A 21083-nucleotide genomic window follows, 5' to 3' on the forward strand; every position below is an offset into this window, starting at 1 on the left:
TCATCAGCCGTTCGCCATTCAGCCATGTTGGACGCTTACAGTCGCCGCCAATGAGATCGATCTCAAGCGAGCGACGATGACTGATTTGAAAGAGGTTGCAAGCCTGGCCGGGGTGTCCCGGGCCACCGCCGCACGCGCCTTCGCCAGCCCTGATGTGGTGCGCGCCGAAACCCGCGAGCGGGTGTTTGCCGCTGCCCGTGAGCTGGGTTTTCGCCCCAACCGGCTCGGCAGACAGTTGCGTCTGCAAACCACCAACCTGATTGGCGTGGTGGTGCCGAACCTGCTCAACCCGGTGTTTGCCGAACAGTTTCAGGCCATGGAGCGGGCGGCGCGGGCGCGGGGCTACAACCTGCTGCTGGCGACCACCGACTACACGGCTGAACGCGAGAGCGCCGTGGTTGAAGAACTGCTGCGCCAGCGGGTCGACGGGTTGGTCCTGACCGTGACCGACGCCGAGCACAACCGTGTGCTGGAGAGCCTGGTCAGTGAAGACACGCCGTTCGTGCTGGCCTATCACCAGACCGACAATGAGGATTACAGCGCGGTGTCTGTGGATAACCGCGCAGGCATGGCGCTGGCGACGCGTTATCTGATCGATGCCGGGCATCAGCGCGTCGCCATGGTTGCCGGCCCGGTCATGCAGTCCGACCGCGCCCGCCTGCGTTACGAAGGCTATCGCGATGCGATGAATGAGCGTGGGCTTGAGGCGCGGCCAGTGATTGAAATGCCCGCCCATACCAACGCCGATTTCGCCACGATCGAGCCCTTGCTGCGTGGCCCGGACGCGCCCAGCGCGTTGGTCTGTTCCAACGATTTGCTGGCCATCAGCCTGATTGCAGAGCTGCGCCGCAACGGCTGGGGTGTTCCGGAGCGTCTGTCGGTCATCGGCTTCGACGGCATCGCGCTCGGCACCCAGATGCACCCGACGCTGTGCAGCGTGGTTCAGCCCATCGCCGAGCTGGCGTACATCGTCATCGATCAACTGCTGGCAGGGATTGCCGGGGCACCACCGGTTTCTCATTGTCTGCCGTGCCACATCCGGCCCGGCGAAAGCACCCAGCCCTACCAGGAGATGCTTCATGCTCAGCCTCAGTAAAACCCTCGCGGCACTGCTGTTATGCGGTGCGGCCAGCCTCGCCCAGGCCGCCGAAACTGCTATCTGCTACAACTGCCCGCCCGAGTGGGCCGACTGGGGCACTCAGCTCAAGGCGATTGCCGACAGCACTGGCGTGCAGGTGCCGCTGGATAACAAGAACTCCGGGCAGGCGCTGGCGCAGATCGTCGCCGAACAGGCCGCACCGGTCGCCGACGTGGTGTATTACGGCGTGACGTTCGGCCTGCAAGCGCAGAAAGCTGGCGTGGTCGATACGTATAAGCCCAAGCACTGGGACGACATTCCGGCCGGGCTGAAAGACCCGCAAGGGCACTGGTTCGCCATTCACTCCGGCACCCTTGGCATCATGGTCAACGTCGACGCACTGGGCGGTCTGCCCGTGCCGCAGAGCTGGGCTGATTTGCTCAAGCCTGAGTACAAAGGCATGGTCGGTTACCTCGATCCTTCCAGCGCCTTCGTCGGCTACGTTTCTGCCGTCGCGATCAACCAGGCCATGGGCGGCACGCTGGACAACTTCGACCCGGCCATCGACTACTTCCAGAAACTGGCGAAGAACTCGCCTATCGTGCCCAAGCAGACCGCATATGCTCGCGTGCTGTCCGGCGAGCTGCCGATTCTGGTCGACTATGATTTCAACGCCTACCGCGCACGCTACAAAGACAAGGCTAATGTTGCTTTCGTGATTCCCAAGGAAGGCACCATCGGCGTGCCTTACGTAATGAGCATGGTTGCCAAGGCTCCGCACCGCGCCAACGCCGAAAAGGTGCTGGATTTCGTGCTGTCCGATGAAGGTCAGGCACTGTGGGCCAAGGCTTACCTGCGCCCGGTGCGTTCGAAGATGCCTGCCGAGGTCGCCGCGCAGTTCCTGCCGGACAGCGACTACGCCCGTGCCGGTGTGGTGGATTACCAGCACATGGCCGCCGTGCAGGAAGCGTTCGCTGCCCGCTATCTGCGTGAGGTGAAGTGATGTCGGCCTCGCCGGAAGACGCGCTGGCTCTGCGCAAGGGCGGACTTTTCAGGCTGCGGCTGCGCCCGACTGCTGCGCTGGCGCTGGCCCCGGCGATGGCGGTATTACTGGCCTTCTGGCTGCTGCCGTTGACCCATCTGATCCTGCTCGGTGCGCAGAGTACCGAGGGCAATGGCAGCGGTTACTGGCAGGTATTGAGCAGTGGGCAGTACCTGGGCAGTCTGGCGCAAACCTGTCTGCTGGCGCTGGTGGTGACGCTTGTGGCGTTGCTGATCGGCGGCATCAGCGGGGTGTTTCTGGCGCGTAATCATTTTTTTGGGCGCTCGGCGCTGGTGGCACTGCTGACCTTTCCGCTGGCATTTCCAGGCGTGGTGGTCGGCTTTCTGGTGATTCTGCTGGCGGGTCGCCAAGGCATCTTCGCCGCGCTCGGTCTGCAACTGGCCGGTGAGCGCTGGGTGTTTGCCTATTCCCTCATCGGGCTGTTCATCGGCTACCTGTACTTTTCGATACCGCGGGTGATTCTCACCGTCATGGCGGCGTGTGAAAGCCTGGACCGCAGCCTTGAAGAGGCGGCTCATTCCCTGGGCGCCGGTCATTGGCGCGTGGTCTGCGATGTGATCGTTCCGGGCCTGACACCGGCGCTGGTGTCCTGCGGGGCGATCTGCTTCGCCACGTCGATGGGCGCATTCGGCACGGCGTTCACGCTGGGCACACGTCTGAACGTCACCCCCGTGGCGATCTACAACGTGTTCACCAATTACGCCAACTTCACCGTGGCCGCCGCGCTGTCGGTGATCCTCGGTCTGGTGACCTGGGCGGTGCTGTTGCTGGCGCGGCGCATGGTCGGTAAATCGGGAGTCGCTTTGTGAAACGCTCTCCATTGTTTGCTGCACAACTGGCGTTCACGCTATTGGTCTGCGCGTTCATGCTGGTGCCGGTGGTCCTGTCGCTACTGGCTGGCGTGACCCGTAATTATTTTCTGGGCCTGTCGAGCGGCTTGACCTTCGACTGGCTGATACAGGTCTGGCAGGCCTACTCGCCGACGGTCTGGCTGTCGCTGCAACTGGCGGTGGCCTGCGCGATCTGCGTGTGCGTGGTCGGCGTGCCGGCGGCGTATGCGCTGGTGCGCATGAACAATCGCTTCAGTCGGGCGTTTGAAGAGCTGATGGTGCTGCCGGTCGCCATGCCCGGCCTGGCCAGCGCCCTTGCGTTGTTGCTGACCTACGGCCAGTTCGGCAGCTTTCGCAGCAGTTGGCTGTTCATCCTGGTCGGCCATGTGCTGTTCACGCTGCCGTTTCTGGTCCGGCCGGTCATGGCGGTCATGCAGCGTCAGCAGTTGCCGGTACTTGAAGAGGCCGCTGCCAGCCTGGGCGCAGGGCCGATCAAGCGGTTTTTCAGTGTTGTGGTGCCGAACTGCCGTGCCGGGATTCTTGCCGGTGTGCTGATGGTCGTGACCCTGTCGCTGGGTGAATTCAACCTGACCTGGATGCTCCACACACCAATGACCAAGACTCTGCCGGTCGGGCTGGCCGACAGTTATGCCTCGGCCCGGCTGGAAGTCGCCAGCGCCTACACCCTTCTTTTTCTGTTGCTGATTGTGCCGCTGCTTATTGCGTTGCAGGCCATCAGCGCGCGTCTTGCCCGTGGAGAGAGCCGATGAGCGGAACCACCATTCGCCTGAAGGGCTGCCGCAAGGCATTTGCCGACGGCACCGTTGCTGTACAGGATTTGCACCTGACCATCGAGCCCGGCGAGACGCTGGCGATTCTCGGCCCGTCCGGTTGCGGCAAAACCACCACCTTGCGGCTGATTGCCGGGCTTGAGCGACCGGATGTCGGTCAGGTGCTGTTCGATGACCAGGACGTCACGCGCCTGCCCATCGAGCGCCGCGACGTGGGCATGGTGTTTCAGAATTACGCGCTATTCCCCAATCTCGATGTGGCCGGCAACATTGTTTACGGTCTGAAGATTCGCGGCTTGTCGGCCGCCGAGCGCAACAAGCGTTGCGACGAGTTGCTGGAACTGGTCGGCCTGACCGGGCACGGCAATCGTCGCGTCAACGAGCTGTCCGGCGGGCAGCGCCAACGGGTCGCGCTGGCTCGCGCGCTGGCGCCGCGTCCTCGGGTGCTGCTGCTCGATGAGCCGTTGGCCGCGCTGGATGCGCAGTTGCGTGAGCGTTTGCGCAGTGAGCTGGACCAGTTGCTGCGCGGGCTGGGTATCACGTCGGTGTTCGTGACTCATGATCAGGGCGAAGCGATGGCCTTGGGCAACCGGATTCTGGTCATGGAAAAAGGCTGCGTGTCGCAGTTGGCGACGCCGAGGGAAATCTATCAACAGCCAGCCAATGCATTTGTCGCAGGGTTTGTCGGCAATCTGAATGCGTTCAGCGTGGTCGCGCGCACCGCGTCTGGCCTCAAGGTAAACGGCGGCGAACTGCCTTGGAACGGTGCTGACATGCCGGGCACGGTCTATTGCCGTCCCGAGCATCTGCGCCTGGTGCCGGGAAGCGGCGATCTTCAGGGGCGTCTGGTCGGGCAGTTTTTCCAGGGCGCGCAAAGTCGCTTGCTGGTCGATGTCGGCGGTCCGCAGCCGTTGTTGGTGGACAGCACCGATAACGTGATTTACGCCGCCAACGCTGTCATTGGCCTGAGTGTCGAACCGCAAGTGCTGTTCACCCTGCATTCATAAAATTGTTTTCCTGCGAGAGATTATTGTGAATCGTCCGTTTCTTATCGCCCAGATCAGCGACCTGCACCTCAAAGCCGACGGGCGCCTGACCTATGGGGTGGTCGACACGCTGGCCGCGCTGCGCCGCGCCGTTGCGCATATCAACGCCAGCAAGCAGCGCCCCGACATCGTGGTGATCAGCGGTGACCTGGTGGATTTCGGGCGCGAGGATGAATATGCGGTCCTCAAACCCGAACTGGAGCGCCTGCAAATGCCGTTCTATCTGGTGCCAGGCAATCACGATGACCGCGAGCACTTGCTGGCCGCGTTTGCCGATCAGGTGTACCTGCCGTTGTCGGCCAATGCGCCGCTGGACTGGGTGGTGGAAAAGTACCCGGTGCGACTGATCGGCATGGACACGACCATTCCCGGCGAGCATGGCGGGCAGCTGGATTACTGTCAGCTGGACTGGCTGCATGCGCAACTGTCGCGTCGTCCGTATGTGCCGACCGTGATCATCCTGCACCACCCGCCGTTTATCACCGGCATCGGCCACATGGACCGCGAACCGTTCGGCAATGCTTCAGCGCTGGAACGGGTGATTGCTCAGCATCCGCAAGTGGAGCGTTTACTGTGCGGGCATTTGCATCGACCGATGCAGCGGCGTTTTGGTGGCAGCGTGGCGAGCATCTGTCCCGGCACCTCGCACCAGATCGTGCTGGACCTCGACGAAGCCGCCCCGGCCCATTTCAACCTGGAACCGGCAGGCTACGTGCTGCACCGCTGGCATTCCGAGCAAGGCCTGGTGAGCCATAACGTCGTGTTCGGGGACTATGACGGGCCGTACCCGTTTTATGATGTGAACGGGTTGATCGATTGAGTGAACAATTGCTTATTGCTCCCATTTGGAGCGCTGAGCGTTGTACATAAGCCTGCTTTGGATTCTGGCCGAAGGCCGTAGGAGTGGACTTGTCCACGAAGGGGCTGGTGCATTTTCCGAAATTTATCGTTTGAGCCCGCCGGTCCGCTCCCACAAAAGCCATACCTTAAAGCCGATCAGGCGCCGATCACGCCGCCATCTTCGCGGGTGATCACCATCACCGATGAGCGTGGTTTGCCGTTGGGCAGGTGCTCGGGGAAGGTGGAGCCGCCGTTTTCGCCGGGGTGCTGGATGCCGATGAACATCGTCTTGTAGTCCGGCGCAAAACTGATACCGGTGATTTCGCACCCGACCGGCCCGACCAGAAAGCGACGAATCTCGCCGCTGGCTGGGTCTGCGCAGAGCATCTGGTTGTTGCCCATGCCGGCAAAATCACCTTTGTTGCTGGAGTCGCCATCGGTCTGAATCCACAGGCGACCCGCCTGATCGAAACTCAAGCCGTCCGGGCTGTTGAACATGTTCTGCGCGTTGATGTTGCTCGACCCGGCCTGCGGCGTACCGGCATACACGGTCGGGTTGCCGGCGACCACGAACAGGTCCCATTCGAACTCCATAGCCGAAGGATTGCTGCCTTCCTCGCTCCAGCGCAGGATCTGCCCGTACTGGTTCTTGGCACGCGGATTCGGTCCACCCACCGGCTGACCTTCATCGCCGCGTTTGATGTTGTTGGTCAGCGTGCAATACACCTGGCCATCCTTGGGGCTGACCACGATCCATTCCGGACGGTCCATGCGTGTGGCTTTCACGACACTGGCCGCCAGGCGCGCATGAATCAGCACTTCAGCCTGGTTATTGAAACCGGCAGCGGCGTCCAGGCCATTCTTGCCGTGGGTCAGCTCGATCCACTGGCCTTTGCCCTTCGGATGATCCGGGTTGCTGTCGCCCGCGTCGAATTGCGCGACGTACAAGGTGCCGTGGTCCAGCAGATTGCGGTTGGCTTTCGGGTTCTGGTGATCGATCTTGTCGCGGCTGATGAATTTGTAGATGAACTCGCCACGCTCGTCGTCGCCCATGTACACCACGGCGCGCCCGCCCTTGGTCTGCGTGAACGCTGCGTTCTCATGCTTGAAGCGCCCGAGCGCCGTGCGCTTGACCGGCGTCGATTTGGGGTCGAACGGGTCGATCTCGACCACCCAGCCATGACGGTTCACTTCGTTAGGGTTTTTCGCCACGTCGAAGCGCGGGTCGTGCGGGTGCCAGTTGATCTCCTTGCTGGCGGCCACGACGCCGTAGCGTTTCATGCCCGCATCGAATTTCTGCTCCGGGTTGCTGCTGCCGAAGCAATCGGTGAAGTTCTCCTCACAGGTCAGGTACGTGCCCCATGGCGTCTGGCCGCTGGAGCAGTTCTGGAAAGTCCCGAGGACGTGGCTGCCACTCATGTCGGCCTCGGTCTTGAGCCAGTCATGTCCGGCTGCCGGGCCGCTCAGGGTGATCGGTGTGTTGCCGTGGACACGACGGTTGAAGCGTGAGTCCTGAACGAACTGCCATTTGCCGTTTTTCTGCTGGACCTCAATCACAGACACGCCTTCTGCGGCCAGTGCCTTCTGCACCTCTTCAGCCGACTGTGGCTCCTTGCCATGATCGAAGAGGTAGCGGTAGTTGGTGTATTCGTTGTTGATCGCCATCAGTGCGCGGTCTTTGTGACCCGGCATCGGGAAAAAGCACATGCCGTCGTTGTTGTCGCCGAATTGCACTTCCTGCGCCTTGGCGGTGCCCTTGCCGCTCGGATCGAACGCCGGGCCGCCCGCATGCAGCGGCTGGCCCCAACTGATCAGGACCGATGACGTGTAGCCTTTTGGCAAACTGATGCTGTCGGCCGTAGCGGTGGGGATGCTCTCGAAACCCGGCAATGCGCCGGAAGCGGCGCTGACGCTGTTGGCCAGAGCGGTGCGGCTCAGGATATTGCCGCCAAGGAACATCGCTGCCCCACACAAGGCGCCCGCGCTGATGAAGCCGCGACGGGTAAGGCCGACCCGGTTTGCGCCGACCAGGTTTTCCAGATCGGTAGTTTGATTTTCTTCTAATAGTTTCATCATCACGGCTCCCTCGAATATGGCAGCCACCTTAGTGTGCGCATATGACGGAATTGTGTCGCGGTGATGACTTGCCGGCGTTTAAGAGGGTATACCCAGCAGCACGAACGATGCCGCGAATCGTGCCTGTACCGCGACGCCAGTTTTCAGCTGTTGAGCCTGCAGGTGCTGAGGCGTCGCCAGGGCGCAGAGTGTCTGGCCGCTCGGGAGCTTTATACGCACTTCACTGGGGCCATCGTCAGCGTCGATCACACTTTCGATCTGCCCGATCAGGCAATTGTTTCCATTTGTTTCTTCTGCGTTATCAGCATGCACTTCCAGCCAGCCTGCCTTGATCAGCGCGACTGCGTCGGTGCCGATTTCCAGCCCCAGGTGCAGCGTACTGTCGTGGGTCACCTGCGCGTCGACAAACACCTCATCGGCCAGTCGCAGGCGAATCTGATCATGATGGCCCTGACGGGTGATGGCGACGATACGTCCCAGCAACTGATTGCGCGCACTGGTGCGCAGGGTCAGGCGATTGAGCAGCTCCAGATCGCTGCTGTCTTCGGCGGCTTCCAGCACTTGCGCCTGCACTGCCTGCACGCGTTGATAGAGACGCAGCACCCGCTCGCCCTCGGCCGACAGTTTGGCGCCGCCCCCGCCACGCCCACCGACGCTGCGTTCGACCAGCGGCTTTTGCGCCAGATTGTTCAGTTCGTCGATGGCGTCCCATGCGGCTTTGTAGCTCAACCCTGCGCTTTTCGCGGCGCGGGTGATCGAACCCTGCTCGGCAATGTGCTGCAACAGCGCAATACGTTGCGGGCGACGGACCATGTGTTGCGTGAGTAAAGGAGGCAGGGACATGGTGATCCGCGAAGGCTGGGGATGAGCGGGCAGTATGATCGCTCTGGTGCGTGGCGTCGAAAAGCGGACGCGGAGCGTTCAGAAAGGCGTCCCTACGCTGGAGTACTCGGCGTTACACGCATTTCCGCTTTAGATTCTGGCCGAAGGCCGTGCGACCGGGGCGGCGATCCGCATTGTTCGCGAAAGGGCCGATATAGTCGCCGAAAATGCATTGTTTGAAATACCGTCTTCGCGGACAAGTCCGCTCCCACAAACGCTTCATTTTCCGGGCTTATCAGGAATTGTGTAGAACGCCGAACTCTGGATTGGGAACGATATTGTATTTCCAGCCGCGTTTCCCATGCTCTTGAGCACATCCCCATTCAATCCCCAGGCTTGGGCGTCCGCGCCAGGCAATATACGTCCACCCGTCGCGCACCTGCGCTGTTCAATAATCGAGCAATGACCTCTGCCGTCGAGCCGGTGGTCAGCACGTCGTCGACCAGCGCCAGGTGTTTGCCGTGCACCCAATCGGGGTCGCTCAACGTGAAGGCGCCGCGCAGGTTGCGTTTGCGGGCTTTGGCGTCGAGGCCCTGTTGCGCGGTGGTCTCGCGGCTGCGCTGCACGTGCTGTTCATCGACAGGCAATTGCAGTTGCTGGCCCAGCCATCCGGCCAGCATCGCGGCCTGGTTGTAACCGCGCTGGCGCAGGCGTTTGGTGGCCAGCGGCACAGGCAAAAGACAGTCCGGGCGCGGCTGGCCTTCATCGAAGCGATGCTGGATGAAGTGCCCGCACAGTTCGGCCAGCAGCCGGCCCATTGGCCATTTGCCGTTGTGTTTGAAGCGAGTAATCAGGCTGTCGACCGGGAAGTCGTACAGCCATGGGGCGATCACCTGAGAGAAAGCGGGTGACCGTTTGCTGCATTGCACGCAATCGAGGCCGGCAATAGGCATCGGCAGTGCGCAGCGTTCGCACTGGTCGCCAAGCCACGGCAACTCGGCTTCGCACGGCACACAGACAGGCGCTGGCACCTCGCTGCGTTCGTCGCACAATAAACAGGCTTGTTTGTTTTTTAACCAGATGTAAACCTCGTGGTTGTAGCTGGGTTGACAGCGCATGGCTCTTCCTTAAATATGCCCGACATCCGTGTAGCGCCTGGGGTCTTTTCCGCCCTCGCGCATTGCCCAGAAACACCAAGGAGCCGCCCGATGAGCGCCAGCACCACCGCCACTTTGCGTCACGACTGGACTTTAGCCGAGGTCAGGGCGCTGTTTGTACAGCCATTCAATGACCTGCTGTTTCAGGCGCAAACGGTGCACCGCGCTCACTTCGACGCCAACCGCGTTCAAGTCTCCACGCTGCTGTCGATCAAGACCGGTGCCTGCCCGGAAGACTGCAAGTACTGCCCGCAGTCCGGCCACTACAACACCGGGCTTGAGAAAGAAAAGCTGCTTGAAGTGCAGAAGGTTCTCGAAGAAGCGGCGCGCGCCAAGGCCATCGGCTCGACCCGTTTCTGTATGGGCGCAGCCTGGAAGCATCCGTCTGCCAAAGACATGCCTTATGTGCTGGAGATGGTCAAAGGCGTTAAGGCCATGGGCCTGGAAACCTGCATGACCCTGGGTCGCCTCGATCAGGAACAGACCGAGGCGCTGGCCACCGCCGGGCTGGATTACTACAACCACAACCTCGACACCTCGCCGGAGTTCTACGGCAGCATCATCACCACCCGCACCTATAGCGAGCGCCTGCAAACCCTCGCTTACGTGCGTGATGCCGGGATGAAGATCTGCTCGGGCGGTATTCTCGGCATGGGCGAGTCGCTCGACGATCGCGCCGGGCTGCTTATTCAGCTGGCCAACCTGCCGGAGCACCCGGAGTCGGTGCCGATCAACATGCTGGTCAAGGTCGCCGGCACGCCGCTGGAAAACGCCGAGGACGTCGACCCGTTCGACTTCATCCGCATGCTGGCCGTGGCGCGGATCTTGATGCCCAAGTCCCATGTGCGTCTGTCCGCCGGGCGCGAAGCCATGAACGAACAAATGCAGGCGCTGGCATTCTTGGCCGGGGCCAACTCGATTTTCTACGGCGACAAGCTGCTGACCACCGCCAACCCGCAGGCCGACAAGGACATGCTGCTGTTCTCGCGTCTGGGCATCAAACCCGAAGCCGGCGAAGGCCATGCCGACGAAGTGCATCAGGCTGCCATCGAGCAGGCGCTGGTCGAGCAGCAAAGCAGCGCGATGTTCTACGACGCCGCTTCTGCCTGACCCCCTTGAGCGGGCCGGTGGTCATCGGCCCGCTTTGAATCGCCATCTCCCGCACCGGGGCCCGCATGTCTTTCGATCTCCGCACGCGCCTCGATGCCCGTCGCGCCGAACACCTTTATCGCCAACGTCCGCTGCTGCAAAGCCCGCAAGGCCCGCAGGTCGTGGTCGACGGTCAGCCGTTGCTGGCGTTCTGCAACAACGACTACCTGGGCCTGGCCAATCACCCCGAGGTGATCGCGGCCTGGCAAGCGGGTGCCGAGCGTTGGGGGGTGGGCGGCGGAGCGTCGCATCTGGTGATCGGTCATAGCGCGCCTCATCACGAACTGGAAGAAGCGCTGGCCGAGCTGACCGGACGCCCGCGTGCGCTGTTGTTCTCCAACGGCTACATGGCCAACCTCGGCGCGGTGACGGCGCTGGTCGGGCAGGGCGATACGGTGCTGGAAGATCGTCTCAATCACGCTTCGCTGCTGGACGCTGGTCTTCTGAGCGGCGCGCGGTTCTCCCGTTATCTGCACAACGACGTCGACAGCCTGGGCGCGCGTCTGGAGAAGTCTGTCGGCGATACGCTGGTGGTGACCGACGGCGTGTTCAGCATGGATGGCGATATCGCTGACTTGCCCGCGCTGGCGCAGGCTGCACGGGCCAAAGGTGCCTGGCTGATGGTCGACGATGCGCACGGCTTCGGGCCGCTGGGAGCAAACGGTGCGGGGATCGTCGAGCATTTCGGCCTGAGCCTGGAGGATGTGCCGGTGCTGGTCGGGACGCTGGGCAAATCGTTCGGCACCTCCGGGGCATTTGTGGCGGGCAGTGAAGAGCTGATCGAAACCCTGATCCAGTTTGCTCGCCCGTACATCTACACCACCAGCCAGCCACCTGCGCTGGCCTGCGCCACGTTGAAAAGCCTGCAGTTGTTGCGCAGCGAGCATTGGCGTCGTGAGCATCTGGCAAATTTGATCCAGCAGTTTCGTCGCGGTGCCGAGCAGCTCGGTCTGCAATTGATGGACAGCTTCACGCCGATCCAGCCGATCATGATCGGCGACGCGGGGCGAGCATTGCGCCTGTCGCAGTTGTTGCGCGAACGTGGCTTGCTGGTCACTGCTATCCGTCCGCCCACCGTGCCTGCGGGCAGCGCTCGGTTGCGTGTCACGTTGTCGGCAGCCCACAGCGAGGCTCACGTGCAGCTATTATTGAATGCGCTGGAGCAGTGTTATCCGCTGCTGGATGCAAGTGAATTCACGGAGCCCGTTCATGCGTGATCGACTGATTTTGCTGCCGGGCTGGGGCCTGGGTATCTCACCGCTGCAACCGCTTGCGGATGCGTTGCGCGGCCTGGACGAACATTTGCGCGTCGAGATCGAGCCGTTGCCGGAGATCGACAGCTGCGACCTGCCGGACTGGCTCGACGAACTGGACGCTAACCTGCCTGACGACGCCTGGCTGGCCGGCTGGTCGCTCGGCGGCATGCTCGCTGCCGAACTGGCCGCGCGGCGCGGCGAAGGCTGCTGCGGATTATTGACCCTGGCCAGCAACGCCTGTTTCGTTACTCATGGCGCTTGGCCGCATGCAATGTCCGCTGAGGATTTCGATGCGTTTCTGGCAGGCTGTTCTGTCGATCCGAATGCGACGCTCAAGCGTTTCAGTCTGTTATGCACCAATGGCGCAGAAGACCCGCGCGGCCTGGCACGGCTGCTCAAGGCCGGTGCGCCGCATACCTCGTCCACCACGCTGGTCGACGGGCTGAAAGTGCTCAAGCAACTGGATACCCGCAGCGCGCTGCAAACCTATCGCGGCCCGCAACTGCACCTGTTCGCCGGGCTGGATGCCTTCGTGCCGGCCGAGGCTGCGGGTGATCTGCTGGCTTTGTTGCCAGACGTTGAGGTCGGGCTGATCGAACAGGCCAGTCATGCGTTTCTTGTGGAAAACCCCCACGGCGTGGCGGCTGCCATCCATGCTTTTCTGCACGAGTCGGGCGATGACTGATCTTTCCAATCCCAGACCGCCGTCCGTGCTGCCCGACAAGCGTCAGGTCGCGGCGTCGTTTTCCCGAGCGGCAGGCAGCTACGACAGCGTCGCTGAATTGCAGCGCAGCGTTGGCAATCAGTTGCTGGCGCGCCTGCCTGCGGGGTTCACGCCTTCGCGCTGGCTGGACCTGGGCTGCGGCACCGGTTATTTCAGCCGGGCGCTGGCGCAGGCGTTCGATCACAGCGAAGGCATTGCGCTGGATATCGCCGAAGGCATGTTGCGTCACGCGCAGCCACTCGGCGGGGCGCAGCACTTCATTGCCGGGGATGCCGAGCATCTACCGTTGCGCGACCAGAGCTGCGCGCTGATTTTCTCCAGCCTTGCCGTGCAATGGTGCGCCGATTTTGCAGCGGTGCTGAATGAAGCTCATCGCGTATTGCAGCCTGGCGGCGTGTTTGCCTTCGCCAGCCTGTGCGTGGGAACGCTGTACGAGTTGCGCGACAGTTGGCAGGCCGTTGACGGCCGGGTGCACGTAAACCGTTTTCGTCATGAAGATGACTACCGCCAGCTGTGTGCCGCGAGTGGTCTGCAGGTGCGCAGTTTCGAGGTTCGCCCACAGGTGCTGCATTACCCGGACGTGCGCAGCCTGACCCATGAGCTGAAGGCACTCGGCGCACACAATCTCAATCCCGGACGCCCGAACGGCCTGACCGGGCGGGCGCGGATTCTGGGCATGGTTCAGGCCTACGAGCGCTTTCGTCAGGAGGCCGGGCTGCCCGCCACGTACCAAGTGCTGTACGCGGTTCTTGAAAAAGCCTGATGGCATTATGTTGTAAGGAAAGATGACCGAAATGAGCGTTGCCTACTTCATTACCGGAACCGATACCGACGCCGGTAAAACCACGGTTGCGGCCGGGCTGCTGCATGCCGCCCGGCTGGCCGGCCTGAGTACTGCGGCCGGCAAACCCGTTGCGTCCGGTTGCGGCATGACGTCAGAGGGCTTGCGCAACTCTGACGCGTTGGCGTTGCAGGCTGAGTGCTCCGTCGAACTGGCGTACGACGAGGTCAACCCGTTGGCGCTGGAACCTGCGATTGCTCCGCATCTGGCGGCGCGTGAGGCCGGGGTCGTGCTGACAGTCGATTCGTTGCTGCAACCGATGCGCCACATGCTGGCCAAACAGGCGGATTTCACCCTGATCGAAGGCGCCGGTGGCTGGCGTGTGCCGTTGGCCGGGCAGAGCTATCTGTCTGATTTGGCCATTGCCCTGAAGCTGCCGGTGATTCTGGTGGTGGGCGTGCGGTTGGGCTGTATCAATCATGCCGTGCTGACCGCCGAGGCTATCGCTCGGGACGGTTTGCATCTGGCGGGCTGGGTGGCGAATGTCATCGACGGTGAAACGTCGCGGCTCGAGGAAAACCTTGCCACTTTGATCGAGCGTCTGCCTGCAGCGTGTCTCGGACGCGTGCCTCGACTGAGCAGCGCCAGCGCCGAAAATGTGGCGCGGTATCTGGATATCGGCAAGCTGGGCTGACAGCAACGCTATGTGACTGACCCACAACGGGGTTTCAGGTTTTCACGATTCTGGCGACGGTACGGCCTAGTGCCATTAGTCTGGTTGTCGAGTATTTCTGTGCAATAGCTGCTTCAATGGCATGTGTTCGTTTTTTGAACTGAGGATCGGCGTATGCAAATCACCATGAACAACACCCTGTACCCGGGTCTGAGCGCCATGCAGGTCGGGCAGAGCCGTGTGGACCAGGCTGCCACCCAGATCGCCAGCTCCAATGTCGAAGTCTCCGGCAGAAGCCAGTCTTCGGACTTTCAGCTCGAAAACCTGCGTTCGGTCGATCGCAGTCAGCGTTCCGAGCTGCCAGCCAATATTGTCGAGCTCGCAGCCGGCAAGGACCAGTTTGAAGCCGGACTTGCTGCACAAAGGGCCAGTAACGAGATGCTGGGCACGCTGATCGACACTTACGCCTGATTTTCGCGTCACCTTCCGCCGAGCCATTCGCGCACGGCGTTGCTTTATGAATTACTCCGCATCATTGTCCTGTATCACCTCTGTTCCTTCCTGTGTCCTTCACTAGACTTCCGCTAGCGTTTTCCCCGAACGGTGTGCGTGCGCCTGTGCCCGGCTGTTACAGCGTCTGTGGCAAAGCCGTGGACGAATGGTGCACGGTTCGCTATTGACAAGGTTTGGGCGTAAACGTATGTTTCAAACACCTGTTTGACCGCAAGGCATACGAGATTGTCTGGTGCTTGAGGGTATGTCCCCAACGACCGCCCGGTCATTCGTTCCAGGATTCATCAGCAGAGGTTATCGCTATGCCTGACTACAAGGCCCCCTTGCGTGATATTCGTTTCGTTCGTGATGAACTGCTCGGCTATGAAGCGCATTATCAAAGTCTGCCCGCTTGCCACGACGCCACGCCGGACATGGTCGATGCCATTCTCGAAGAGGGCGCCAAGTTCTGCGAGCAGGTGCTGGCGCCGCTGAACCGGGTGGGCGATACCGAGGGCTGCACCTGGAGCGAGTCGGGCGTGAAGACGCCGACCGGTTTCAAACAGGCTTACAAACAGTTTGTCGAAGGCGGCTGGCCAAGCCTGGCGCATGACGTTGCGCATGGTGGTCAGGGCCTGCCTGAATCGCTGGGCCTGGCGGTCAGCGAGATGATTGGTGAGGCCAACTGGTCATGGGGCATGTACCCGGGCCTGTCGCATGGCGCGATGAACACGATCTCCGAACACGGCACGCCCGAGCAGCAGGAAGCGTACCTGACCAAACTGGTGTCCGGTGAATGGACCGGCACCATGTGCCTGACCGAGTCGCACTGCGGCACTGACCTGGGCATGTTGCGCACCAGGGCCGAGCCTCAGGCTGACGGCACTTACAAGGTCACCGGCACCAAGATCTTCATTTCCGCTGGCGAGCACGACATGGCCGATAACATCGTCCACATCGTGCTGGCGCGCCTGCCGGATGCACCGGCCGGCACCAAAGGCATTTCGCTGTTCATCGTGCCGAAGTTCCTCTCGGCGGCCAATGGCGGCATCGGTGAGCGCAACGCGGTGAACTGTGGCTCCATCGAGCACAAGATGGGTATCCACGGCAACGCGACCTGCGTGATGAACTTCGACGGCGCCACCGGCTACCTGATCGGCCCGCCGAACAAGGGCCTGAACTGCATGTTCACGTTCATGAACACCGCGCGTCTGGGCACCGCACTGCAAGGTCTGGCGCATGCCGAGATCGCGTTCCAGGGTGGCTTGAAATATGCCCGTGACCGTTTGCAGATGCGCTCGCTGACCGGGCCGAAAGCGCCGGACAAGGCCGCTGACCCGATCATCGTTCACCCGGACGTACGTCGCATGCTGCTGACCATGAAGGCTTTCGCCGAGGGCACGCGTGCCATGGTGTACTTCACGGCCAAGCAGGTCGACATTGTCAAATACAGTGACGATGCAGAGCAGAAGAAATCCGCCGACGCACTGCTGGCGTTCATGACGCCGATTGCCAAAGCATTCATGACCGAAGTCGGTTTCGAAGCCGCGAACCACGGTGTGCAGGTTTACGGCGGTCATGGTTTCATCGCCGAGTGGGGCATGGAGCAAAACGTTCGCGACAGCCGTATTTCGATGCTGTACGAAGGCACCACCGGCATTCAGGCACTCGACCTGCTTGGCCGCAAGGTGTTGATGACACAAGGCGAAGCGCTCAAGGGCTTCACCAGGATCGTCCACAAGTTCTGCCAGGGCAATGAAGGCAACGAAGCCGTTCAGGAGTTCGTGACGCCATTGGCTGCGCTGAACAAGGAATGGGGCGAACTGACCATGAAAGTGGGCATGGCGGCCATGAAGGACCGTGAAGAAGTGGGCGCAGCGTCGGTGGATTACATCATGTATTCCGGTTATGCCTGCCTGGCCTACTTCTGGGCCGACATGGCCCGCCTGTCCGCCGAGAAGCTGGCAGCCGGTACCTCGGACGAAGCGTTCTACCGCGCCAAGATCCAGACCGCACGCTTCTACTTCCAGCGCATCCTGCCGCGCACCCGCACGCACGTTGCGACCATTCTGTCGGGCGCTGCCAACCTGATGGACATGAAAGAAGAAGACTTCGGCCTGGCTTACTAAGCCCTGCGTTAGTCACGAAAACCGCCTGATCATTGATCAGGCGGTTTTTTGTTTGGCTGGACACCTCTCGTTTCGCACGCTCTACAGCGTAGGAATGCCTTGCGTGACGCTCCGCGTCACAGATCTGCGCCGCGCTGCATATTCAAGATCGGACGCAGAGCGTCCAGAACGGCGTGCGACGCGGAGCGTCGCACGATAGTTGAGGTGATCGTTCCGCACGATCCACGCAATAAACATTTTCCATCGCCTGCCGTTACAGAAAGTAGCCCGTTTATCGATCCTGCTGAATGCATTGTTCGCCGGATGAAGGCACAATGATATCGGTTCGTTCCAGGGCAGGAGATAACCCCTTTTGTTGCGTCCATCCGCTGCACGCCTGAGTCATTTTCTGCCCTCGCTGATGTTGCTGGTGGCAGGGCTTGCGGCTGCGTACGTCAAGGACCTGAACGTCTTCTTCACTTCGCTGTTCAATGTGCTGCCCACGCTGGTCCTGCTGTTGGGCGGCGCCTATTGCTGCGTTTACCGACGGCAGCGTGAGCTGTTTCAGATGCTCACCGTCTACATCGCCTATTACCTGCTGGATACCCAGACGGACTATTACCGCGACAACGGCAAAGTTCGTGAAGACGCGGCGGTGATTTTCCATCTGGTCTGTCTGTTGCTACCCGTGTTGTTCGGCCTGTACGCAGCATGGGAAGAGCGCACTCACCTGTTCCAGGACATGGTCGCCAGGCTCGCGGTGCTGGTGGCGCTGAGCAGCGTGGCGCTGGGCCTCGAGCAAAGTTATCCGGTCGAACTGCAAGCCTGGCTGGCGGACATTCGCTGGCCGGCCTTGCATGGCGACTGGATGAGCCTGATCCAGTTGTCCTACCTGATGTTTCTGGTGTCGTTCGGGGTGCTGGTCTGGCAATATCTGGAAAAACCGCGACCGCTGCATGCCGCGCAGATCGTCGGTCTGCTGGGGTTGTTCTGGGCACTGCCGAAGACATTCATCCTGCCCTTCACGCTGAATATTCTGTGCAGTCAGGTGATGTTGATGATTGCGGCGGCCGTCGCCCACGAGGCGTATCAGATGGCCTTTCGCGATGAGCTCACCGGGCTTCCCGGCCGTCGTGCGCTCAATGAAAGGATGCAGCGCCTGGGCCGCAACTATGTGCTGGCGATGAGCGACGTAGACCACTTCAAGAAATTCAACGACACCTACGGCCACGATGTGGGCGATCAGGTGTTGCGTCTGGTTGCCAGCAAACTGTCGAAAATCACCAGCGGCGGCGGCAAGGCTTATCGCTATGGGGGCGAGGAGTTTGCCATCGTCTTTGCCGCCAGGACGCTCGATGAATGCATGCCGCATCTGGAAGCGATTCGTGAAACCATCGCCCAGTATGAAATCCAGTTGCGCAATAAAGACAATCGTCCTCAGGACGATCAGCAAGGCCGGCAGCGGCGGGGCGGGTCGCATACACGCAGCGTGTCGGTGACGATCAGCATCGGTGTTGCCGAGCGTCAGCCGGAACATCGCATCGCGGAAGAAGTGCTCAAATGCGCCGATCAGGCGTTATATGCCGCCAAGGGCGCAGGCCGTAACTGCGTCGTCGCTTTCGACCAGTTGAGCCGGCGCGGTGCCGTGCGCACAACCGAAACATCGGCCTGATCAAATCGTTCTATTCACGTGACCTGTTGTGACTATTCAGTCATGACACGACCCTATGTGTCTGAAATGTTGTTCGGGTAGACTCGTGAAAACCGACGGCTGATCTGCCTCGCTGCACGCACCGATCGGCCTCCCAAGTTTCTCGCTACGTGTTCACGAGGTTTGCCATGGCTGACTATAAAGCGCCGCTGCGCGATATGCGCTTCGTCCTCAATGAAGTGTTCGAGGTTTCCAGACTCTGGGCGCAACTGCCTGAGCTGGCCGAAACAGTCGATGCTGAAACGGTCGATGCCATTCTCGAAGAAGCCGGCAAAGTCACCAGCAAGACCATCGCCCCGCTGAGCCGTAACGGTGATGAAGAAGGCTGTCACTGGAAAGACACCGTCGTGACTACCCCGGCGGGCTTCCCTGACGCTTATCGGACTTACGCTGAAGGCGGCTGGGTGGGCGTGGGCGGTAATCCCGAGTTCGGCGGCATGGGCATGCCCAAGGTGGTCTCGGCGCAGGTCGAAGAGATGATCAACTCCGCGAGCCTGGCCTTTGGTCTGTACGCGATGCTGACCTCCGGTGCCTGTGTCTCCATCAACACCCACGCCAGTGAAGCGCTCAAGGCCAAATTCCTGCCCAACATGTACTCGGGCGCCTGGGCCGGGTCAATGTGCCTGACCGAGGCGCACGCCGGTACGGACCTCGGCATGATCCGCACCCGAGCCGAACCTCAGCCTGACGACACTTACAGGCTCACCGGCAGCAAGATTTTCATCACCGGCGGCGAGCACGATCTGACGGAAAACATCATTCACCTGGTGCTTGCCAAGCTGCCTGATGCGCCGTCCGGGCCGAAAGGTATTTCGCTGTTTCTGGTGCCCAAGTTCATGGTCGGTGACGACGGCAGCGTCGGCGAGCGCAATACCGTCAGCTGTGGCTCTATCGAGCACAAGATGGGTATTCAGGCGTCCGCGACCTGTGTCATGAACTTCGACGACGCGGTCGGCTATTTGATCGGCGAGCCGAACAAGGGCCTGGCGGCAATGTTCACGATGATGAATTACGAGCGCCTGGGTGTGGGTATTCAAGGCCTGGCGTCGGGCGTGCAGTCTTATCAGAACGCTGTCGAATATGCCCTTGATCGCATACAAAGCCGTGCCCCGACCGGTGCACAGAACATAGACAAGGCCGCTGACCCGATCATCGTCCACCCCGATGTGCGGCGCATGCTGCTGACCATGAAGGCCTTTAACGAAGGCGGTCGGGCGTTCTCCAGCTACGTCGCGCTGCAACTGGATATTGCCAAGTTCAGCGACGATGACACGGCGCGCAAACGTGCCGATGACCTGGTCGCGCTGTTGACGCCGGTGGCCAAGGCGTTCCTCAGCGATATCGGCCTGGAAACCACGGTTCATGGCCAGCAGGTGTTTGGCGGTCATGGATACATTCGTGAATGGGGCCAGGAGCAACTGGTGCGTGACGTGCGTATCACGCAGATCTACGAAGGCACCAACGGCATTCAGGCGCTGGATCTGGTCGGCCGCAAGATCGTCGGCTCCAACGGCGCGTTCTATAAGGTGTTCTCGGATGAAGTGCGTCAGTTCCTCAGTGCGTCCGACAGCGCGCTGAGCGAATTCACCCGGCCGTTGGCCTCGGCGCTGAACATGCTGGATGAGTTGACCGCGTGGGTGCTGGACCGCTCGCGTAACAATCCCAACGAAATAGGCGCGGCGTCGGTGGAGTATCTGCATCTGTTCGGTTACACCGCCTACGCCTACATGTGGGCAATGATGGCCAAGGCTGCCGTCGGCAAGGAGCAGCAGGAAGAATTTTACGCCAGCAAAATGGGCACGGCGCGCTTCTACTTTGCCCGTTTGCTGCCGCGTATCCACTCGCTGGATGCGTCGGTGCGTGCCGGCAGTGAGTCGCTGTTCCTGCTGGAAGCGTCACAATTCTGATCAGGAAAAGTCTGTAAGCATTTGCTTACACGTCGTGGTGCCATTTGGCCTCTTCCCAAAAAAAGGATCCAAAGTTAATCTTTGTTCATGGACGTAGCGCAGGAAGCGCACTAAGACACAACAGGGACACGTAGGGAAGCCTGCCAGGATGGCGGGGTGAAAGGGAAATCAGGGAAACAGTCTGGAAAGCCCCGCTTCGGCGGGGTTTTCTTTGTCTGCGTTTCAGGTATTCAGACTTCGCGGAGCACGGAATTCTGTGCAGAGCGAACATCCGGCGTGATTTTTCGAGGAAAACACTGGCACCGTGCCACAGCTGTTGAACCCTCATCGATGCCCAAGGTCGATTAGCTGTATGGCCATTTAGAGCCAATCACTCAGGAGCATCCCATGGACATCATTCGTATCATTTTCGCCATTCTGCTGCCGCCCGTGGGCGTGTTCATGCAAGTCGGCTTTGCTGGCGCTTTCTGGCTGAATATCCTGTTGACCCTGTTGGGTTACATTCCGGGCATCATCCACGCGATCTACATCATCGTTTCGCGTAAGTAACGCCCTGGCGCTTTGGTTGATCGTTCCTTC

Annotated in this window: 19 protein-coding genes; 16 read left to right on the forward strand and 3 right to left on the reverse strand. The window is 60.9% G+C overall.

Features of this window, described 5'->3' with window-relative positions; translation table 11 throughout:
• The first annotated feature begins 76 nt into the window (after positions 1-76).
• Genes ABJ99_RS00750 through ABJ99_RS00775 form a run of 6 tightly spaced genes read left to right on the forward strand, consistent with a single transcriptional unit; the run spans position 77 to position 5628 of the window.
• Positions 77-1096 carry a LacI family DNA-binding transcriptional regulator gene (locus ABJ99_RS00750; RefSeq protein ID WP_054084184.1) on the forward strand — a complete coding sequence of 340 codons (1020 nt, stop codon included), beginning with the start codon at positions 77-79 and terminating at the stop codon, positions 1094-1096.
• Positions 1080-2081: an ABC transporter substrate-binding protein gene (locus tag ABJ99_RS00755; RefSeq protein ID WP_054084185.1), complete on the forward strand. Its 1002-nt coding sequence runs from the start codon at positions 1080-1082 to the stop codon at positions 2079-2081. Before ABJ99_RS00750 ends, ABJ99_RS00755 begins: the two co-directional genes overlap by 17 nt.
• Positions 2081-2950 carry an ABC transporter permease gene (locus tag ABJ99_RS00760; protein WP_054084186.1) on the forward strand — a complete coding sequence of 290 codons (870 nt, stop codon included), beginning with the start codon at positions 2081-2083 and terminating at the stop codon, positions 2948-2950. Before ABJ99_RS00755 ends, ABJ99_RS00760 begins: the two co-directional genes overlap by 1 nt.
• Positions 2947-3741, forward strand: a complete 795-nt coding sequence (locus ABJ99_RS00765) for an ABC transporter permease (protein WP_054079706.1) — start codon at positions 2947-2949, stop codon at positions 3739-3741. The genes ABJ99_RS00760 and ABJ99_RS00765 overlap by 4 nt, the downstream gene beginning before the upstream one ends.
• The gene (locus ABJ99_RS00770) at positions 3738-4769 is read left to right on the forward strand and encodes an ABC transporter ATP-binding protein (protein WP_054084187.1); all 1032 of its coding nucleotides are present in this window, start codon (positions 3738-3740) and stop codon (positions 4767-4769) included. Before ABJ99_RS00765 ends, ABJ99_RS00770 begins: the two co-directional genes overlap by 4 nt.
• 25 nt (positions 4770-4794) lie before the next feature.
• Entirely contained in the window at positions 4795-5628 is an 834-nt protein-coding gene (locus ABJ99_RS00775) for a phosphodiesterase (RefSeq protein ID WP_054084188.1), read from the forward strand.
• Between the two features lie 176 nt (positions 5629-5804).
• Here the strand turns inward: ABJ99_RS00775 and ABJ99_RS00780 are convergent, their stop codons facing one another.
• The 3 genes from ABJ99_RS00780 to ABJ99_RS00790 form a co-directional block, all read right to left on the reverse strand.
• Positions 5805-7721: a PhoX family protein gene (locus ABJ99_RS00780; RefSeq protein ID WP_054084287.1), complete on the reverse strand. Its 1917-nt coding sequence runs from the start codon at positions 7719-7721 to the stop codon at positions 5805-5807.
• Positions 7722-7802: 81 nt separating this feature from the next.
• Positions 7803-8567: a TOBE domain-containing protein gene (locus tag ABJ99_RS00785; protein ID WP_054084189.1), complete on the reverse strand. Its 765-nt coding sequence runs from the start codon at positions 8565-8567 to the stop codon at positions 7803-7805.
• A 362-nt stretch (positions 8568-8929) separates the two neighbouring features.
• The gene (locus ABJ99_RS00790) at positions 8930-9664 is read right to left on the reverse strand and encodes a ComF family protein (protein WP_054084190.1); all 735 of its coding nucleotides are present in this window, start codon (positions 9662-9664) and stop codon (positions 8930-8932) included.
• A gap of 90 nt (positions 9665-9754) precedes the next feature.
• Here ABJ99_RS00790 and bioB point away from each other — a divergent pair, with 90 nt between their 5' ends.
• The 10 genes from bioB (at position 9755) to ABJ99_RS00840 (ending at position 21053) form a co-directional block, all read left to right on the forward strand.
• A complete protein-coding gene (gene bioB, locus ABJ99_RS00795) occupies positions 9755-10813 on the forward strand; it encodes a biotin synthase BioB (RefSeq protein ID WP_054084191.1) in 1059 nt (352 codons plus the stop codon).
• 65 nt (positions 10814-10878) lie between these two features.
• Positions 10879-12069 (forward strand): 8-amino-7-oxononanoate synthase, encoded by a 1191-nt coding sequence (bioF, locus tag ABJ99_RS00800; protein WP_054084192.1) that lies wholly within the window; start codon positions 10879-10881, stop codon positions 12067-12069.
• Positions 12062-12793 (forward strand): alpha/beta fold hydrolase, encoded by a 732-nt coding sequence (locus tag ABJ99_RS00805; protein ID WP_054084193.1) that lies wholly within the window; start codon positions 12062-12064, stop codon positions 12791-12793. The genes bioF and ABJ99_RS00805 overlap by 8 nt, the downstream gene beginning before the upstream one ends.
• Positions 12786-13595: a malonyl-ACP O-methyltransferase BioC gene (gene bioC, locus ABJ99_RS00810; protein WP_054084194.1), complete on the forward strand. Its 810-nt coding sequence runs from the start codon at positions 12786-12788 to the stop codon at positions 13593-13595. The genes ABJ99_RS00805 and bioC overlap by 8 nt, the downstream gene beginning before the upstream one ends.
• Positions 13596-13626: 31 nt before the next feature.
• Entirely contained in the window at positions 13627-14307 is a 681-nt protein-coding gene (bioD, locus tag ABJ99_RS00815) for a dethiobiotin synthase (RefSeq protein WP_054084288.1), read from the forward strand.
• A gap of 153 nt (positions 14308-14460) precedes the next feature.
• Entirely contained in the window at positions 14461-14757 is a 297-nt protein-coding gene (locus tag ABJ99_RS00820) for a hypothetical protein (RefSeq protein ID WP_007247982.1), read from the forward strand.
• A 344-nt stretch (positions 14758-15101) separates the two neighbouring features.
• Positions 15102-16907: a phenylacyl-CoA dehydrogenase gene (locus ABJ99_RS00825; RefSeq protein ID WP_054084195.1), complete on the forward strand. Its 1806-nt coding sequence runs from the start codon at positions 15102-15104 to the stop codon at positions 16905-16907.
• Positions 16908-17259: 352 nt separating this feature from the next.
• A complete protein-coding gene (locus ABJ99_RS00830) occupies positions 17260-18558 on the forward strand; it encodes a GGDEF domain-containing protein (RefSeq protein WP_054084196.1) in 1299 nt (432 codons plus the stop codon).
• Positions 18559-18725: 167 nt separating this feature from the next.
• Positions 18726-20504: an acyl-CoA dehydrogenase C-terminal domain-containing protein gene (locus ABJ99_RS00835; RefSeq protein WP_054084197.1), complete on the forward strand. Its 1779-nt coding sequence runs from the start codon at positions 18726-18728 to the stop codon at positions 20502-20504.
• Positions 20505-20891: 387 nt separating this feature from the next.
• A complete protein-coding gene (locus tag ABJ99_RS00840) occupies positions 20892-21053 on the forward strand; it encodes a YqaE/Pmp3 family membrane protein (RefSeq protein ID WP_002555565.1) in 162 nt (53 codons plus the stop codon).
• Positions 21054-21083: the final 30 nt, after the last annotated feature.

Source organism: Pseudomonas syringae pv. cilantro (assembly GCF_001293775.1).
Classification (GTDB): Bacteria; Pseudomonadota; Gammaproteobacteria; order Pseudomonadales; family Pseudomonadaceae; genus Aquipseudomonas; species Aquipseudomonas syringae_P.

Coding starts and splice junctions, on each gene's coding strand:
- ABJ99_RS00750 (WP_054084184.1), top strand. CDS start 77: ATGACTGATTTGAAAGAGGTTGCAAGCCTGGCCGGGGTGTCCCGGGCC.
- ABJ99_RS00755 (WP_054084185.1), top strand. CDS start 1,080: ATGCTCAGCCTCAGTAAAACCCTCGCGGCACTGCTGTTATGCGGTGCG.
- ABJ99_RS00760 (WP_054084186.1), top strand. CDS start 2,081: ATGTCGGCCTCGCCGGAAGACGCGCTGGCTCTGCGCAAGGGCGGACTT.
- ABJ99_RS00770 (WP_054084187.1), top strand. CDS start 3,738: ATGAGCGGAACCACCATTCGCCTGAAGGGCTGCCGCAAGGCATTTGCC.
- ABJ99_RS00780 (WP_054084287.1), bottom strand. CDS start 7,721: ATGAAACTATTAGAAGAAAATCAAACTACCGATCTGGAAAACCTGGTC.
- ABJ99_RS00785 (WP_054084189.1), bottom strand. CDS start 8,567: ATGTCCCTGCCTCCTTTACTCACGCAACACATGGTCCGTCGCCCGCAA.
- ABJ99_RS00790 (WP_054084190.1), bottom strand. CDS start 9,664: ATGCGCTGTCAACCCAGCTACAACCACGAGGTTTACATCTGGTTAAAA.
- bioB (WP_054084191.1), top strand. CDS start 9,755: ATGAGCGCCAGCACCACCGCCACTTTGCGTCACGACTGGACTTTAGCC.
- bioF (WP_054084192.1), top strand. CDS start 10,879: ATGTCTTTCGATCTCCGCACGCGCCTCGATGCCCGTCGCGCCGAACAC.
- ABJ99_RS00805 (WP_054084193.1), top strand. CDS start 12,062: ATGCGTGATCGACTGATTTTGCTGCCGGGCTGGGGCCTGGGTATCTCA.
- bioC (WP_054084194.1), top strand. CDS start 12,786: ATGACTGATCTTTCCAATCCCAGACCGCCGTCCGTGCTGCCCGACAAG.
- bioD (WP_054084288.1), top strand. CDS start 13,627: ATGAGCGTTGCCTACTTCATTACCGGAACCGATACCGACGCCGGTAAA.
- ABJ99_RS00820 (WP_007247982.1), top strand. CDS start 14,461: ATGCAAATCACCATGAACAACACCCTGTACCCGGGTCTGAGCGCCATG.
- ABJ99_RS00825 (WP_054084195.1), top strand. CDS start 15,102: ATGCCTGACTACAAGGCCCCCTTGCGTGATATTCGTTTCGTTCGTGAT.
- ABJ99_RS00835 (WP_054084197.1), top strand. CDS start 18,726: ATGGCTGACTATAAAGCGCCGCTGCGCGATATGCGCTTCGTCCTCAAT.
- ABJ99_RS00840 (WP_002555565.1), top strand. CDS start 20,892: ATGGACATCATTCGTATCATTTTCGCCATTCTGCTGCCGCCCGTGGGC.